The 16,726-nt window shown below is 66.6% G+C and carries 16 protein-coding genes and 1 pseudogene; all 17 read right to left on the bottom strand.

Going from position 1 to position 16,726, the window contains the following annotated elements:
* Positions 1-42: 42 nt before the first annotated feature.
* Complete coding sequence (locus ACXJKQ_RS20385) at positions 43-957, bottom strand: LysR substrate-binding domain-containing protein (protein WP_457107541.1); 915 nt, start codon at positions 955-957, stop codon at positions 43-45.
* Between the two features lie 192 nt (positions 958-1,149).
* On the bottom strand, positions 1,150-1,626 hold the full coding sequence (locus ACXJKQ_RS20380; protein ID WP_457107540.1) for a hypothetical protein: 477 nt from the start codon (positions 1,624-1,626) through the stop codon (positions 1,150-1,152).
* A gap of 218 nt (positions 1,627-1,844) precedes the next feature.
* Positions 1,845-2,756, bottom strand: a complete 912-nt coding sequence (locus ACXJKQ_RS20375; protein ID WP_457107539.1) for a protein-L-isoaspartate(D-aspartate) O-methyltransferase — start codon at positions 2,754-2,756, stop codon at positions 1,845-1,847.
* A gap of 650 nt (positions 2,757-3,406) precedes the next feature.
* A complete protein-coding gene (locus ACXJKQ_RS20370; RefSeq protein WP_457107538.1) occupies positions 3,407-3,667 on the bottom strand; it encodes a hypothetical protein in 261 nt (86 codons plus the stop codon).
* Between the two features lie 231 nt (positions 3,668-3,898).
* Positions 3,899-4,138 (bottom strand): DUF2188 domain-containing protein, encoded by a 240-nt coding sequence (locus tag ACXJKQ_RS20365; RefSeq protein WP_457107537.1) that lies wholly within the window; start codon positions 4,136-4,138, stop codon positions 3,899-3,901.
* Between the two features lie 208 nt (positions 4,139-4,346).
* Positions 4,347-5,240, bottom strand: coding sequence for an aldo/keto reductase (locus tag ACXJKQ_RS20360; protein WP_457107536.1), 894 nt, complete (start codon positions 5,238-5,240; stop codon positions 4,347-4,349).
* Between the two features lie 238 nt (positions 5,241-5,478).
* The gene (locus ACXJKQ_RS20355) at positions 5,479-6,228 is read right to left on the bottom strand and encodes a DUF4396 domain-containing protein (RefSeq protein WP_457107535.1); all 750 of its coding nucleotides are present in this window, start codon (positions 6,226-6,228) and stop codon (positions 5,479-5,481) included.
* Entirely contained in the window at positions 6,225-6,971 is a 747-nt protein-coding gene (locus tag ACXJKQ_RS20350) for a MauE/DoxX family redox-associated membrane protein (RefSeq protein WP_457107534.1), read from the bottom strand. The genes ACXJKQ_RS20355 and ACXJKQ_RS20350 overlap by 4 nt, the downstream gene beginning before the upstream one ends.
* A gap of 38 nt (positions 6,972-7,009) precedes the next feature.
* Positions 7,010-10,183: an efflux RND transporter permease subunit gene (locus ACXJKQ_RS20345; RefSeq protein ID WP_457107533.1), complete on the bottom strand. Its 3,174-nt coding sequence runs from the start codon at positions 10,181-10,183 to the stop codon at positions 7,010-7,012.
* Entirely contained in the window at positions 10,180-11,739 is a 1,560-nt protein-coding gene (locus tag ACXJKQ_RS20340; RefSeq protein ID WP_457107532.1) for an efflux RND transporter periplasmic adaptor subunit, read from the bottom strand. The genes ACXJKQ_RS20345 and ACXJKQ_RS20340 overlap by 4 nt, the downstream gene beginning before the upstream one ends.
* A complete protein-coding gene (locus tag ACXJKQ_RS20335; RefSeq protein ID WP_457107531.1) occupies positions 11,736-12,146 on the bottom strand; it encodes a FixH family protein in 411 nt (136 codons plus the stop codon). Before ACXJKQ_RS20335 ends, ACXJKQ_RS20340 begins: the two co-directional genes overlap by 4 nt.
* Positions 12,147-12,227: 81 nt before the next feature.
* Entirely contained in the window at positions 12,228-12,653 is a 426-nt protein-coding gene (locus ACXJKQ_RS20330) for a hypothetical protein (RefSeq protein WP_457107530.1), read from the bottom strand.
* An 87-nt stretch (positions 12,654-12,740) separates the two neighbouring features.
* On the bottom strand, positions 12,741-12,941 hold the full coding sequence (locus tag ACXJKQ_RS20325) for a heavy-metal-associated domain-containing protein (RefSeq protein ID WP_457107529.1): 201 nt from the start codon (positions 12,939-12,941) through the stop codon (positions 12,741-12,743).
* A gap of 522 nt (positions 12,942-13,463) precedes the next feature.
* The gene (locus tag ACXJKQ_RS20320) at positions 13,464-13,787 is read right to left on the bottom strand and encodes a hypothetical protein (RefSeq protein WP_457107570.1); all 324 of its coding nucleotides are present in this window, start codon (positions 13,785-13,787) and stop codon (positions 13,464-13,466) included.
* Positions 13,767-14,015 (bottom strand): annotated as a pseudogene (locus tag ACXJKQ_RS20315) (elongation factor G); the annotation flags it as partial. The pseudogene ACXJKQ_RS20315 and the gene ACXJKQ_RS20320, both read right to left, overlap by 21 nt.
* 12 nt (positions 14,016-14,027) lie before the next feature.
* Positions 14,028-15,470 carry an elongation factor G gene (locus tag ACXJKQ_RS20310; protein ID WP_457107528.1) on the bottom strand — a complete coding sequence of 481 codons (1,443 nt, stop codon included), beginning with the start codon at positions 15,468-15,470 and terminating at the stop codon, positions 14,028-14,030.
* Positions 15,471-16,476: 1,006 nt separating this feature from the next.
* Positions 16,477-16,726: integrase core domain-containing protein (locus tag ACXJKQ_RS20305; RefSeq protein WP_457107527.1), on the bottom strand; the 250-nt coding region annotated here is incomplete at its 5' end.

Raw genomic sequence — 16,726 nt, 5'->3', positions numbered from 1 at the left:
AACGGAACGATGAGCGATGCTCATCGGTGAACGGCGCGACCGCTACAGACCGAGCGGCTTCACCTCACGGATCAGGTCGATGAGAAGCCGCAATCCCGTCGGCAGTTGGCGACGGCCGGGGTAGTAGACGTGGAAGCCGGTTCCCAATGGAGCCCAATCCGCCAGCACGACGCGAAGCTCGCCGCGGGTGACCGCAGGTTCGACACACGCCTCCGGGATGTAGGCGAGGCCGCCGCCTGCTGCCGCGAGCGAAAGGGCGAACTGCGTGTTGTCGAGCGTCACCGCGCCAGGGACGTCCAGAGCGAGAGCCTCGTCCGCCCTCTCGAACTCCCACCGATAGAGGCTCTCGTCGCCGAGGCGGATGCGTAGGCATTGGTGAGCGGCGAGGTCGCTCGGATGATCAGGCGTGCCGTGCAGATCGAGATAAGCTGGAGCACCGACCACGACCCAGCGCAGGTCGGCGGACAGGCGCTGGGCTATCATGTCTTGAGGGACGGTACCGCCGTAGCGGATCCCTGCATCGGCGCCGGCATCCACGACATCGAGCAGATCGTTGGACACCCTGACGTCGACCTCGATCAACGGGTGGCGGTCGAGGAAGAGAGGTAGGACGGGGGCGAGCAGCAAAGTGCTCGCATGTTCGAGCACGTTGAGGCGGATCCGGCCGGTCGCCTTCGTCGGTTCGCGGTGCAGGTTGAGCACGTCGAGCGCTGAGCCGATCGCCGCGAACGGAGCATCCAGGGAAGCCAGCAGATCTTCCCCCGCTGCGGTTAGTTTGACGCTGCGGCTGGTGCGATTGATAAGGCGGACGCCGAGGCGCGCCTCCATCGCCTTGAGCGCATGGCTGAGAGCGGAGGCGCTGACGCCAAGCTCCAGACCCGCTCGCCGGAAGCTGCGGTGGCGCGCGATGGCGAGAAAGGTCCCGAGATCAGCCAATTCGGCTCGATTGATCCGCATCGGGCTAGTGGAGTGTCTGCTAGCAGGAAAGCAATCCGTATCGCGGCATGACCGCGTCGGGTCGATAGGAGCCCGTCCGTTTTTTCAATGGTACTCCTTCGAAGCGGACAGGCTGCTTTCGGCCACCATCGGTCGTTCAGGTCCACCCGATTAGACTGCCCAGAAGCGTGACGTCCGAGAGGACTTTTCGGTTCAGGATGAGCCGATCCGGAGCGACATGTCGGTCAGCCGAAGGCTCGTGAGTGGGCTGCGCCCGCGAAGGAACCTGAGCGGCCCCGGACGTGGAAAGTTCCAGGTCGCCGCCCCAAACGAGACCCGCGCCCAAGCCCTTGCCTCGGTGACTTGGGGCTTGCAGCCACCGCCATTGTTCAGTGGATGCTGCACGACACTGGTGCGGACGGGCCATCGCCCGGGGATCGTCGCTCGACTCCGAAATTGAAGGTGCGCGAGCGGCAGTCCCTGTGTTGTCAATGCTCTCGCCTCGAAGTCGGATTCCTCGGCGGGGTGATCCCGCCGCACCTCGAAGGCGGCTTCCTGCTTGGGGATGCTCCACAGCGCGCGGGCTCCCGCTACTGAGGCCGGATGATCAACCCAGATCAAGGGCACGCTCACCGACAGGGGGCTGCCGCACACCTGCACCGCCAGCAGCAACTCATCATAGGCCAACATGCCGCTAGGCTCGTAAACAGCGAAGGCGGTGCCAACCAARACGCGTCCGAGCACCGTCCTGGGCCGCACATCTCGTGACAGGCTGGCCTCCGGCAGACGTGAGGCTCTGATTTGCCACAGCGAGAGGTAGGCGGTGCCGTAGAGGTGCCAGGGTGCTGGCGGATAGCTTACCCCGTCTGGATACGTTGGATCGTTTTGCGGCTCTGCACCCATCCGGCTTACTGCACCTGCTCAAGTGTCTGCACCGGTATGCTGCGCTCGACCGAACTCTCAGATGCACGCTTCACGGGAAAACGTAGCCGGCTGTGCCAGTGCGTATAAAGCCACCTCATGCCGCCAGCTTGATCGTCGATGTCGGGAGGTGGCTCGGATGCGTCCGCGTTGATCCCTGGTACGCTTTTGCCGTGGGACTGGACAGACAAGTGATCGGAAGCCGGAAATCGGCCGTCCTCCACCCAGCCCTGTTCACCGATCAGCGGCACGAACCTGACGGCACCGCACTCCTCTTTTTCGTAGTCACGCTCGCCCCTGCGGGTGAGCTTCAGGAGCCGCTGTTCGTGCGCGTCGCCGACGGGGATGACGAGGCGACCGCCTATCGTGAGCTGCTCCCTGAACGCTCGCGGCACTCCTGGGCTGCCCGCGGAGACCAAGATCACATCGAACGGGGCGACCTCCGGCCAGCCTCTCGTGCCGTCGCCGACGCGCAGCTTGATGTTGCCGTAGCCGAGCCGCTTGAAGCGCCGCTGCGCGGCATCACTCAGCGATGGGTGACGTTCGATCGCGTAGACCTTCTCGGCGATACGGCTCGCGACAGCTGCCGCGTAGCCAAAGCCCGCCCCCACTTCCAGCACACGATCGCGTGGCCCGAGTTCAGCGGCTTCAATAATCAGGGCGACGATGTAGGGCTGCGAGATCGTTTGGCCGTCGCCGATGGGCAGCGGCCGATCCTCATACGCGAACTCCTCGAAGCCCAGCTCGACGAATGCCTCGCGCGGGACGCTCTGCATAGCCTGCAGCACGTCCTTATCCCGCAGGCCGTGTCGAACGATCTGCACATGGACCATGCTGATCCGGGCGCGGGAGTAATTCGGCATGACGGCTGGTTCGGACTGGAAATGAGCCTGCATCATCACCAACGCGCATCAAGGGCCGGAGGCTGCGCAAGCTGAGCATTCAATCGGCGGCCTGACGAACTCGCGAGGTGCTAAACCTCGATAAGTTTGGTAGCTAGTCAGAAGCTAGGTCGCATCGCGCGCAAACTGACCCACGTCAGCTGTGCAGAACGGCGCAGCTCTGCTCGCGATTTACTATTCTCCTGAGAGTCAGGAGTTTGCACCCGCGGCTCGTTGGGTCAGCCGCCAGCATGCACGCCGGCACCAATTTCGACCGCTGACCACGCGGAAGCGACGTCGTCGCGCAGTCCGAGACCGAGTTCTTCAAGATCGAGAGGCACGAGTTGCGCTGAGTGGAGCGAGTTCGACGAGTGCCCCGTCAGGCTCGCGCGGCAATCGAAGGGAGCAAGTGCAGGCCTCGAGGCAGGACGTGACGGCGGCCTCGACGGCGGGCTGTGCCGCCCCGCGAGCGACCTTGACCATCCTTGCACGATTGCTGCGCCTTCGCAGATTTCAAAGGAGGGCGGCGACCCAGTCAGAGCGAACCGCCGCAATATCCAGTGTCGCTGGCCAAGCTTGTGGACGACCAGACGGCGTCCCTGTGCTCACAGGACTTTGCCACTTCTCCGCGCCGGGTGAGCGCGATTCAGACGGCGTGAGACTCAACTTCATGCCGCTTCCAGATCCCGCCAGCTGACGGCGAAGCTGAACTCGCGCTGGAAGTAGTGCACACCCGCTTTCCGCGTGGCAGCGTCGGCATCTTCGGGATCGAAGCCCAGCAGCTTCTCGACTGGGACGTTGACAATTCTGGAGAACTCCCAGCTCACGCCATCTAGGAAGCTCGGGATCGGCTGGTCCTGCCGAACCGCGCAAAACTCGTTGGCTCGACCGACTCTGCTGAAGATGTAGAAGACCTTGCGTGCGCACATAGTACGCCCCCTCTGGACGCGATCACGGTTGTGACTCTAGCGTCACAGTCAATAGATCCGATTCGCCGCGTACGGTCAAGCTTCTGCCACATTCCCAGCGAGCCGCTTGGCGCACACCTGGTTAATCATCTTCGTTCAGGCGCAGAACAGGTCGTCGGTTGCCCCATGCCTGCTGATCGAGCCGGCCGCGGACACTCCAGAAAGCACACCGCAGGCTGCGATCTATCACGATCAGTCTTCTACATTCGTCTGCGGCCGATCACTTCCTCGCACGGTCTCGTCGTGCCATTGATACTGCTCATCCTCGTAGCTGATCACCGTATCGTCATCCGGGGCTCGCTGCTCCGCCGCGGCACGTGCAGCGGCCGCATGAGCGTCGCGCCGGGTTGGGAAGGTCTCGGAGAACACATCTCCAACCTTGTAGGCCCAACCCCCATCGTGCTCGACGATCTGGTACGTGACAAGTGCCATAACGACTCCTCGGTTCAGGTTGCCGCACGGGAGCAAACGGCTCTTTGGCTCAAGTAAGATGTGGCCCCGCTCTCGACAGCTTCCCGCATGACACCCTGCCGCGCGGCCGAGGTGCCGAGACCGGGCAAGTCTATGTGGGCCTCACGTATGGGCGCTCCAAGTTCGACCACCTCCTGATTGCCGTGGCGAGGAAGAATTCATGAAAGCCTTAGGCGGGGAAAGCCGCATCCAAGGACTGCAACTCCTCGGAGGTCAACTCCAGAGTCATGGCGGCCGCGTTCTCCCGCACGTGAGAGGGCGAACCCGATTCCGGGATTGCGATGGCTTGTCCCCGGCGCAGCACCCACGCCAAGGCGACGGCCGCTGGCGCCCGCTCATGCGCCGAGGCAACCCGCAGCACGGCCGGGTGCCGCAGGACTTCAGAGCTCTGACCACCAAGCGGAGAATAGGCCATAATTGGCATGCGGTGCTGTGCGCACCAGGGAAGCAGTTCGCGCTCGGCTTTCCGATCAACCAGACTGTAGGCCACCTGATTGGTCGCGCAGCGCTTCCCGGACGCGACACGGAACAGGTCATCCATGTCGGTGACGCTGAAGTTCGAGACGCCCCAGCGGCGGATATGGCCGTCGGCACATAGCCGCTCGAACGTGTCGACGACCTCTGTCAGATCCTTCACCCCATCGCGCCAATGAAGCAGGTAGAGGTCGAGGTGATCCGTGCCGAGGCGCGACAGGCTCGCGGCGCAGGCGCTAAGGATGCCCGCTGCCGTGGCGTGCGCCGGATGAACTTTCGACACTAGGAAGACGCGTTCGCGCTGCCCGGCGATCACGCGTCCGACGAGTTGCTCGGCCCTGCCATCGCCATAGACCTCCGCCGTGTCGATGAGCGTCATCCCGAGCGAAAGGCCGAGGCGCAGCGCTTCCTCTTCTGCAGCCGGCGAGTGTCGACCTTGGCCGAGATGCCACGAGCCCTGCCCGAGCGAGGGGACCGCCGTGCCGTCCGGGAGCGTGATTGTAGGAGATGGCGCGCTTGATGCGGGCAGCGAAGCTGTGGCGAGACTGGCACAGCAGAGGCCGAAGGTGCGGCGCGTGATTGTGTTCATGGCTGGCTCCGATCCGTGAGGAACGCCAGTTCCGACTATAGGTGGGCCGACCCGACCTCCAAAGGGGCAGCAATGGCACGGAAGCAGCGCGTCTGCTTCATCATCCCACCGTTCCCGAAGCGGACGGGCCGTTTTCGGCCAGATCCCGCCGTTCTAGATAGCCTGTATGAACGTCTGTGATGGGTGGTTTCCCGCCGGTCAGCTCTTGGGCTTCAAACTCATAAAGCAGACCTCCGACCTACATCCGCTCCTTGATGCCGGCACTGACGAGCCACCAGTTCACCGGGTAGCTGGTCAGGAAGCCCGCCACCTTTGCGACCCGCATGGCGGCCCAGAACTCGACCGAGTTCACCGGCGCCCGGTCCCCCACGAGGTGCGGGAATAGGACGAACTGAGCAAAGGCCATGAAGCCGTACATGCCAACCTGCCACGATATCAGCGACAGGGTGTCGGCTTTGATCGCGGCGACCAGTCCCTCGCCCGGCGAGAGCCCCCGCATCGGCACGATGGCGTAATACTGGAACACAATGCCGAGCGCGTAGGCGAAGACGAAATCCAGCACCCAGACCGCGTAGATCTTCTCCTCGAACAGCGAGTGCCAGCCGAACCAGACCGCCACCGCCGGCACCAGGAAGGCCAGCCACTCGGCGGCGACGTCGCCCAGCATGCAGCCGCTGCCGCAGTGGAGCGCCCCCGTTCCGACCATCACCGGGAACGGCGTCTGCGTCATGTTGGGGGGCTTCTCGTTTCGCTCCATCGCCTGGTGGTGCGCCTCCATCGTGCCGAGCCGCCCGTAGCGGAAGTAGGCCCAGACCACGGCGAGCGTGCCGAACAGGGCGCACACCGGCCACACGACGTTCATCACCGTCATGTGCTGCGGGTGCCGGATCACCTGCACCGACAACACGAGCGAGCACGCGGCACCCAGCAAGAGGGACGCGACGGAGAGGGCGTGGAGCCAGCCCGGTGCGGCGAAGGCGGCGCTCAATGGTGCACCGCCAGCATCCAGAGGGCCATGGCGACCATCATCACGTTCTCGGTGAGCGAGACGAAGCCGAGCGGCACCTTGCTCGACCCGCCGACGCAGGCGCACGTGATGTCCCGCTTGTCGACGTAGACCGCCTTGAACACCGAGACCGCCCCGACCGAGCCGATGAACAGAGCCACCGGGATCGAGATCCAGTTCAGGGCGCCCGCGACCATCAGCACGCCGGCGATGCCCTCCAGGAACGGGTAGGCGTAAGCGTAGCGGACCCAGCGTTGTCCCAGCAGGTCGTAGCCCAGGAACATCGAGGAGAAGCTCTCCACGTCCTGCAGCTTCAAGAGGGCGAGCACGCACATGCTGAATGCGATGAACCACGCGGCGGCGCGCATCGTGAACGGGGTGCCGTAGACGGCGTGGCTCGCCGCCAGGGCCATCAGCGCCGTCATCGAGAACACCGCGATGACGGGCGTGTAGGTCGGCTTGCTCGGGTCGTTGGCGGCCTTGCCGAAGTGGTGCTGGAGATCGTCGAAGCCGCCGACCCGCTCGCCGTTGATGAAGGTCTGCGGCGTCGACTTGACGTGGTGCTCGTCCTTGAACCGGTCGATCTCCTCGCGCGTGGTCAGCCAATGGTCATCGACCGCGAAGCCCTGGCGTTCGAGGAGGTCCCTGGCCTTCAGGCCGTAGGGGCAGGTGTGCTCGGGCGTGACCATCCGGTAGAGGACGGCCTTGCGGGCCGGTGACGGCATGAGTTGCTCCTTCGATGCAGGTTGGGGCGCCGGCGTCGCTACTCGGCGGCGACCCGGTGATGTGTCGGCTCCTCGACGGCCGTCGCCTGGGATTGGTTGCCCGGCGGCAGCGTCCAGCCCTTCACGAGCGCGTAGACGGCGGGGACCACCACGAGGGTCAGCGCGGTGGAGGAGACCATGCCGCCGATCATCGGCACGGCGATGCGCTGCATGACCTCCGAGCCCGAGCCGGTGCTCCATAGGATCGGGACGAGACCGGCCATGATGGCGACCACCGTCATCATCTTGGGCCGTACCCGCTCGACCGCGCCGACCATGATGGCGCCGCGCAGGTCCGCCCGCGTCGGGGGGCGCTCCTCGCGGCTGCACCCGGCCCGCACCTCGTCCCAGGCGTGGTCGAGGTAGACCAGCATGATCACCCCCGTCTCGGCGGCGACGCCGGCGAGCGCGATGAATCCCACCGCGACGGCTACCGACATGTTGAAGCCCATCCACCACAGCAGCCACACCCCGCCGACCAAGGCGAACGGCAGCGACAGCATCACGATGAGCGTCTCGGTCAGCCGCCGGAAGTTCAGGAAGAGGAGTAGGAAGACGACGAGCAGCGTCAGCGGCACGACGATCCGAAGCCGCGCCTCGGCCCGCTCCAGGTACTCGTATTGCCCGCTCCACTGGAGCGTTGTGCCCTGGGGCAGCGTCACCTCGTCGGCCACGGCCTTGCGCGCCTCGGCCACGTAGCCGCCGAGGTCGCGTCCGGCGATGTCGACGAAAATGTAGACCGCGAGCTGCCCGTTCTCGGTTCGGATCGAGGTCGGCCCCCGCGTCATCTCCACCTTGGCCACCTCGCGCAGGGGCACCGTGCCGCCGGCCGGCAGGGGCACCTGCACCTCATCGGCGATGGCGCGCGGGTCCGAGCGGAAGGCGCGCGGGTATCGCACGTTGACGGTGTAGCGCTCCCGCCCCTCGACCGTGTTCGTCACGGCCTGCCCGCCGAGCGCCGTCGCGATGACGTCCTGCACGTCGCCGACCATCAGCCCGTAACGGCCCAGCGCCTCCCGGTCGGGGGTGATGTCGAGGAAGTAGCCGCCGATCACCCGCTCGGCGTAGGCGCTCGACGTGCCCGGCACCGCCCGGACGACTGCCTCGACTTGCCGGGCGACCCCCTCCATCTGCTTGAGGTCGGTCCCGAGGACCTTGATGCCGACCGGCGTACGGATGCCGGTCGAGAGCATGTCGATGCGGGCGCGGATCGGCTGCGTCCAGGCGTTCGACACGCCGGGGAACTGCAGCGCCTTGTCCATCTCCTCCTTGAGGCTGGCGAGGGTGACGCCGGGGCGCCACTCCGCCTTTGGCTTCAGGGCGATGACCGTCTCGAACATCTCCATGGGCGCCGGGTCGGTGGCCGTGTTGGCGCGGCCCGCCTTCCCGTAGACGGAGGCGACCTCGGGAAAGGACTTGATGATCCGGTCCTGGGTCGCCAGCAGCTCGCCGGCCTTGGTCACCGAGATCCCCGGCAGGGTGGTCGGCATGTAGAGCAGGCTGCCCTCGTCGAGGTCGGGCATGAACTCGGAGCCGAGCTGCCGGGCGGGCCAGACTGTCGCCGCCAGCACGCCCACGGCGAGCAGGATGGTGAGCACCCGCGCCCGCAGCACGCCCGCGATGAGGGGCCGGTACAGCCAGATGAGCAGGCGGTTGAGCGGGTTGCGGTGCTCCGGGACGATCCGCCCGCGCACGAACAGCACCATCAGCGCCGGGACGAGCGTCACCGACAGGAGCGCGGCCGCCGCCATGGCGAAGGTCTTGGTGTAGGCGAGCGGCCCGAACAGCCGCCCCTCCTGGCTCTCCAGGGTGAAGATCGGCAGGAAGCTCACCGTGATGACGAGGAGCGAGAAGAACAGCGACGGCCCGACCTCGCTCGCGGCCTCGACCAGGATCTCGCCCCGGGGCTTGCCCGGCGGCGCCCGCTCCAGGTGCTTGTGGGCGTTCTCGATCATGACGATGGCGGCATCGATCATGGCGCCGACCGCGATGGCGATGCCGCCGAGGCTCATGATATTGGCGCCGATTCCGAGCGCCTTCATGCCCGCGAGCGCCATCAGGATGCCGACCGGCAGCATCAGGATGGCCACGAGCGCGCTGCGGATGTGCAGGAGGAACACCACGCAGACCAGGGAGACGACGATGCTCTCCTCGACCAACGTGTGCCGCAGGGTGTCGATGGCCGCCTCGATGAGTTGCGAGCGGTCGTAGACCGGCAGGATCTCGGTGCCGGCCGGCAGGCTCTTGGCCACCTCGGCGAGCTTCGCCTTGACCCCCTCGATGACGCTGAGGGCGTTCGCGCCGAAGCGCTGTAGGACGATGCCGCCCGCGACCTCGCCCTCGCCGTTCATCTCGGTGATGCCGCGCCGCTCGTCCGGCCCGAGTTCGACGCGGGCGACGTCCCGGACCCGCAGCGGCGTGCCGCCGGCGGTCTTGAGGACGATGTTCTCGATGTCGGCGATGCTCCTCAGGTAGCCGCGGCCGCGCACCATGAACTCGAACTCGGACAGTTCGACCGTGCGGCCGCCGACGTCGGCATTGCTCGTGCGGATCGCGTCCCGAAGCTTGTTGAGGGAGATGCCCTGGGCTCGCAGGCGGTTCGGGTCGACGACGACGTTGTACTGCTTCACGAAGCCGCCGACGCCCGCGACCTCGGCCACGCCTTCGGCCCGCGAAGCGCCGAACCGCACGACCCAGTCCTGGAGCGAGCGCAGCTCCGCGAGGGTCCGCTCCTTCGCCACGGCGACGTATTGGTAGACCCAGCCCACGCCGGTCGCGTCGGGTCCCAGCGTCGGCGTCACGCCGGCAGGCAGGCGGTTCGCCGCCGCGTTCAGGTACTCCAGCACCCGGGACCGGCCCCAGTAAGGGTCGGTGCCGTCCTCGAAGATCACGTAGACGAAGGACACACCGAAGAACGAGAAGCCGCGGACCACCTTCGCCTTCGGCACCGTCAGCATGGCGGTGGTTAGCGGATAGGTGACCTGGTCCTCGACCACCTGGGGCGCCTGGCCCGGATACTCGGTGTAGACGATGGCCTGCACGTCCGAGAGGTCGGGGATGGCGTCAAGCGGCAGCGTCCGCAGCGCGAGCACGCCGCCCGCGACCGCGAACACGGTCCCGACCAGCACGAGGACGAGGTTGCGGGCGGACCAGCCGATGAGTCGCGCGATCACGGCCTGCCTCCCGCGTTCGCGGCCTGCCGGCCGTCCTTCGGGGCGGCCAGGGACTGGAGCGCGGCCTTGAGGTTGCTCTCGGCGTCGATGAGGAAGTTCGCCGCCGTGACCACCCGGTCGCCGGCCGAGACGCCGTCCCGGATCTCGGTGAAGCCCTCGCCGCGGACGCCGACCTTCACCTCCTTGGGCTCGAATCGGCCCTCGCCCCGGTCGAGGAGCACGACCTGGCGTTCGCCGGTGTCGATGACGGCGTCGTCGGGGACCGCCACCACCGGCTTGGCGTCGCCGGTGTCGATCTGGACCTCGGCGTACATGTCGGGCAGCAGCGAGCCGTCCGGGTTCGGCAGCTCGATGCGCACCCGCGTCGCTCGGGTGTCGGCGTTCACCTGAGGGTAAATCACCGCGACCTTGCCGGAAAAGGTCTTCCCCGGGGCCGAGCGAAGGCGGACGGTGACGGGCTGGCCCACGCGCACCGCGGCGAGGTCGCGCTCGGGCACGTCGGCCAACACCCACATCGTCGAGATGTCGCCGATCCGGAACAGGGTGTCGCCGGCGGCGGCCTTCATGCCCTCGACGGCGGTCCGCTGCAGGACGAGGCCGTCGCGCGGAGAGGACCAGGTGATGGCCATCGGCACCTTCCGGGTGCGCTCCATCTCGTCGATGACGGCCTCTGAGACGTTCAGGTTCTGGAGCCTGCGGCGCGCCCCGTCGAACCCCGGGTTGGCGATGAGCTGGGCCGCGGCCGCGTTGATCTCGGGCGAGTAGACGTGGACCAGCGCCTGTCCCTTACGGACGCGGTCGCCGGTGGTGACGTTCTCGACGTGGTCGACGTAGGCGTCGGACCGGGTCGCGATGACGGTCACGCGCCGCTCGTCGAGGGCGACCGTGCCGGGCACGCGCACCGGCTGCGCCACGACCCGCCGGTCCACGACCTCGGTCCGCACGCCGGTGCGTTGGACCTTGCCGGGCGAGACGGTCACGACGTTCCCGCCCTCGTCCTCGCCCGCGTAGACGGGGATGTAGTCCATCCCCATCGAGTCCTTCTTCGGCACCGGCGAGGTGTCTGGCAGCCCCATGGGGTTGCGGTAGTACAGGACGCGCCGATTGCCCGGGCCAGGCCCGGCCGCCCCGGCCGCCATGCCGCCCTTGCCCATACCGTCCTTGCCCATGTCTTGAGCCGCCATGCCGGCGGGCATGGCCGTGGCCTCGGCGTCCTCCACGTCGAAGCGCACGTCCTCGCTGGCGTGGACTGCCCGGAACTCCCGACCGTCCCCCGTGACCATCGGCGCGAGCGAGTAGACCGGCTTCCCGTCCGGGTCCCGGTAGTAGACGACCGGGCCGGACGGGGCGGCGGGACGAGCCGCCGCCGACACCGGCGCCGACGGCACCAGGCGAGCGAGGCCGTCCCGCGCCCTGTCCACGAGCGCGGTCGGCAGGCTCCCCGCCACTCGACCCGCAAGGTCGGACACGGCGGGACCGTCGTGCCCGGTCCAATACCCGGCGGACCCCGCCGCGAGCGCGGCGAGGGCCCCGGCGAGCCATGCGGACCGGTTCATTTCCCGGCCTGGATGATCAGCTTGTCCTCGACCGTGCCGGTCTCGCCCTGGACCTTCGCGGCCAGCGACAGGCGCCAGCGGCCCTGCATTCCGAGATGGGCCTTGAAGCGGTAGATGCCGGGCTCGGTCGAGGGCACCTGCTCGACCTTGGTGGCCATCTCCTCCATGGCGTCGGGGGCCATGTCGAGCCGCTTGGCGAAGACCACGGCGTCGGTCACCGGCTTGCCGCTGCGCTTGTCCACCAGCCGGACGGCGAGGACGGCATCGCCGACTTTGGCCTCCTGCTGGACGAGTTGGAACTGGTAGTCCTTGGTGTCCGCGAATGCGGACGAGGTGAGAGCCGGCACCGACAGCACGGCACCGAGCAGCGCCGCCGAGGGCGGGCGCGCGAGGGTGTTCTTGGTCACGGGTGTCATCTCCTGAACGCGATGGGTGCCGGCGCGCAGGCGCGCGGCATCGTGCCGGCGCTCACGCCGGCGGCATCGGGTTCAGGCTCGGGGAGGCTCGGGTAGCGGCGTCCCGTGCACGCTCGCGAACGGGGGTGCCGCGGGCCAGGCCAAGGCCGCCCGCGTTCCGACGGGCGCCGGGAGGACGACCGCCGTGGGCAGGAGCGAGGCGACGGGGGCGAGGCACAGCGCCATCAGCGGGCAGCCCTTGGCGCAGTCCGGCTTGGCCGCCTTCTCGTGCGGACAACAGGGCATGTCGTTCATGGCCATATCCGCCATGTCGATCCGACCGGAGCCGTCGTCGGCCATGACCATGACAGGCATGGCGTGGCCGTGATGGTCGTGGACGGCGGCCGGCATCGCGGCGTGCATGCCCGCGGTGGCCGCGGGAGCGGTCACCGGCGTCAGGGCGAGACTGAGGACCGCCAGGAGCGGCAACAGTCGCCGGAGGGCGAGCCAGAACGTCACGAATCCAAGATGCCAAATTCCGGGCCGGCGCGAAAGTCCGGCCGACGGTCTCAGGAACGGCGAACGCGCCGGTTGGTTGCGCTTGGCTCAGGCGGGCTCGGCCGGATAGCCGGCCTCTGCGATGGCCCGGGCGATCCGGTCGGCCGATCCCGTGGTTCCCGACACGGTGACCAGCTTCGCCCCGAGGTCGACCTCGACGCCTGCGTTCGGCTCGATGGCCTGCACGGCGCGGGTCACGGACTTGGCGCAGCCGCCGCAGCCCATTTTCTCGACCTTCAAATGGATCATGACGCTCTCCTTCGGACGATGTCCCGACGAGATGGGGCTTCCCACCGTTGGAAGGTCAAGGGCCGGAATGGTGTCCTCAGACCGAGACCTGCGCATCCGGGCGGCCGCTTCCGCCTGATGATCGTTGGAGATGCCCCCCGGCCGAGGCAATCCGTGTAAAGACAGTCCGGCACGATCTGCCCGGGGAGGCACTTTGCCGTCCTGGAATTGACGGAGCAAACGTCCGGTTTCGGGATTTGCTCAGCGGCGCATAAATGGCGGTGTTGGGTCGATAGGGGCCCGTCCGTTTTTTCAATGGTACTCCTTCGAAGCGGACAGGCTGCTTTCGGCCAGCATACGCCAATCCAGACCGCTACTGTGCGCAAAACCGGACGCTCGGCTTTGCGCCCATCTCGGCCGCTCAGCCGCCTCAGGCCGCACTCCGGAGTGGCAACTTTGGACTGATCACGATCAGCGTGGCCGTGACCTAGGATGTGTAGCTCTCGCCATTACCCAAAGGCGCGATTGGTCATGCTTCCCCATTCAGGCTCGATGCAGCAGCAGCTCTGCCGGTCGGCCGGTCAGCTCAGCGCGATGATCGAAGCGAGCCGTGAAGCTGCCGACGCCGCCGGTCAGCGACCGGAGCTCGACAATGAGATCCGATGTTTCCGCCTCTGGTATTAGGGCGTTCAACACGTCCCAGCCGGCCCAATCGGGCCGCGCATCAAAGCCCAGGATCTGGCCCCGGCGGCTCGTGACCAGACCCGTAGCCTTTGCGGTCGCGGATGACGGCGTCACGAGCTCGATCGCCCATACGGGCTCGAGCAGGACGGGTTCCGCCTTCGCTAAAGCGTCGTCGAGGGCCAAGCGCGTGGCAGCCTGAAATGCGGCGTCCGACGAGTCGACCGCGTGGAAGGCGCCATCGGTCAGCGTCACCGCGAGATCCTCGACCGGAAAGCCGAGGGTACCCCGCCGCAGATAGGCGCGTGCCCCGGCCTCGACCGATGGGATAAACTTGCGCGGCACCGCGCCACCGACAACCGCGTCCTCGAACACGAAGTCTTCGCCGCGCGGCAGTGGCCGGACGGCCAGGGTAACGTCCGCGAATTATCCGTGGCCGCCGGTCTGCTTCCTGTGCCGCCCGTGTCCGCTGGCGGGCTTTCTGATCGTCTCGCGGTAATCCACCTTCGGCTGACCGCGCCTCACCCGCACACCGAACCGGTCGGACAGCCGCTCGATCGCGACTCTCAGGTGCATGTCGCCTTGGCCGAGGAGCCTGACCTCCTCCAGATCCGCCCGGTGCTCCACCTTCAAGCCGGGATCTTCCTCGACGAGCTTGGCGAGCGCGGCGTTGAGGCGCACGTCATCCTTCCGATCCCGCAGCTGAATCGCGGTCGCATAGACTTGCTGAGGAATGGGCAGGCTACCCCGGTCGTCCAACGCCTGCGTCGAGAACCGCTGTCCGGTCGCGATACCCTCGAGCCGGGTGAAACCGCATGTCTCGCCCGCGTCKGCCGAGGGGATCTTGCCGCTCTGGGACCTATCGGCAGCGAGGAATCCGCCGATCCGCGTCGTCGTGCCCTGGCCTGCCGAGACGGCATCACCCTCCCGGAAGCTGCCACACAACACCCGGCATACCGAGATCTTGCCGCCGAAGGCGGAATGCCGCGTCAGGATCACCTGCGCGACCGAGGGGCCGTCGTCGGGCAAGCCGATGCGCGCACGCGCGCCGGCGATGCGCGGAGCTTCGTGCCGGAGTGTCTTGAGCAACCGGAGGAGGCCGTTGCCGCGTTGCGCGGACCCGATGAGCACGGAGACCGCCTGACTGGTCCGCAACTCCCGGGCGAGGTCTGCCATGACGCGGTCGCGCGCCGGCTCGGCGTCGGTGATGAGCTGCTCCATCAAGATGTCGTCGTGATCGGCGAGACGCTCTAGGAGCGTGAACCGGTCTTCCTTCTCCCGAGGCAGCTCTCCGTCCGGCAAATCGATCCGGGTACTCGGCGCCTGATCGCGGTAGATGAACGCGCGTTCGAGAGCGAGGTCGATGAAGCCGGCCGCTGTTCCGTCGCGCCATATGGGGATCTGCCGCAGCAGGAGCGGGATGCGCGACACGGACTGCAGCGCGGCCAGGGTCTCGCGCAGGCCTTGCGTCGCCGTGTCGATCTTGTTGACGAACAAGAGGTGCGGGACCCCGCGCTGCTCAAGCCCGTGTAGGACGACCTGCAGGGCGGGGAGCCGACGTTCGTCCGCCTCGCAGACGACGACAGCCATATCGCACACGTCCAGAACAGCTTCGCCGGATTGCGCGAACTCGACCGAACCCGGGCAGTCGACGAGGGTGAAGTCGTCGTCAAGGAACCGTAGAGCGGTCAGCGTCGGCTCGGTGCTGATCGCGTATGCACGGCCAGTCGGCTCCGGCTGTACCGACCGGCTCTCGTTTGCGCTGCTGGATTGGCCGGGCTCGCATCGCCGTATCAGCGCGTCGAGCAGCAGACTCTTGCCGCTCTGCGAGGGGCCGACGAAGGCGATACAGCGCGGTTGCCCAACCATTGGATGTTTCCTTCCGCAGGTTCCGGGGGGAGCCGCAATGAGCCCCGCTTCGCTTGATCGTGATCCCTGTGACCGCAGAGGAAAAGCGCGACGTCGCATCATGTCGGCGACTGCGCATGACAATCGAACGGTGACTTCACCGACCGGCAGGCATTCTCGAGACGCGGCCGACGTCGGTCCCGGCGAAGCGGTCACAGCCGCCGAGAGCGGCGGCGCCAGGAATTGCCAGCAAGGTCGCGAGAAAGCGGCGGTGTGGGGTGAGAATGGCCACCGTCAACGGGAGTCCGTGCCACCACCCAGGCTCTTTTGCCTGGTTCATCCGAGCTGCGCAGAATGTCCGTTTTACCGCCTTGCCCGATTGGAAGCAGACCGGCAACTTTCGGCCGATTTTGTTGAAAAACTCGGAGACAGCGCTTCAAGCGTCATCAAAGGTGGCGCCCGAGAGAAAGTTTGTCTCTTGCGGACAGCACGACCCCATTCCTGCATTGTGTTCTAAACGTTCAAGAGTAGGATCTTCTCCGGCCGGCGCCGTTCACGGCGTTGAATCGACCCGGCCCCGAGTTTTTCAACAAAATCGGCCAATACCGGACTTGGAACGCCACTTTGAAGCCGTCTTGCCCTCAGGCGGGATCGGCACCGACCTGTCGTCGGCATGTAAATGAAAACCGGCCACGCGTGTCTGCGGCTCGAAAAGGGTCGCGGTTCGCCCTGACAGACGTATCGATCCGCCTGTTGCTTCCGGGGGTCGTGCTGCCGTACCTCTCGAAAATCGCCAAGTCCAACAGGTTCGAGACGGTCAAACCCCACGGCAGGACGTCGAACGGGGCAGGGGCCTGCCGTAACGCTCCGCAGGAGCAGCAGGTGAGCTTCTTCGGGTCTTGCTGCACTACTTTCCACGCGAGTGGCATCGGCTGCTACGCGTCGGTGACGTTCTCACCGGTTAAGGCAGGCGGATTGCGTAAGTTTTCATGTCAGCGAGGTGAAATGATCAGGTTTGCCTCGATCCTTAGGTGTTCAGTCCCGAGGTGAGATGGGTTGGGTCGTATCTGAACCGGCCTGGGTCGTCTGCCCAGGCTCGGCAGGTCGCTTCGTATGGCGTGAGGCCGCGTAGGGTCTTGAGCCGCCGGGCGAAGTTGTAGGCATCCAGGAAAGCGGCGAGGTGTTCCCGCAGTTGGTCGTGGCTGTCGTAGTGGTAGCGCTTGACGGTCGCGTCCTTGAGGGTCCGGTTCATGCGCTCGACCTGGCCATTGGTCCAC

The sequence above is a fragment of the Methylobacterium sp. P5_C11 genome, assembly GCF_054049775.1.
Note: the sequence above shows the minus strand (reverse complement) of the source record. Positions and strands in the feature narration are given on the sequence as shown.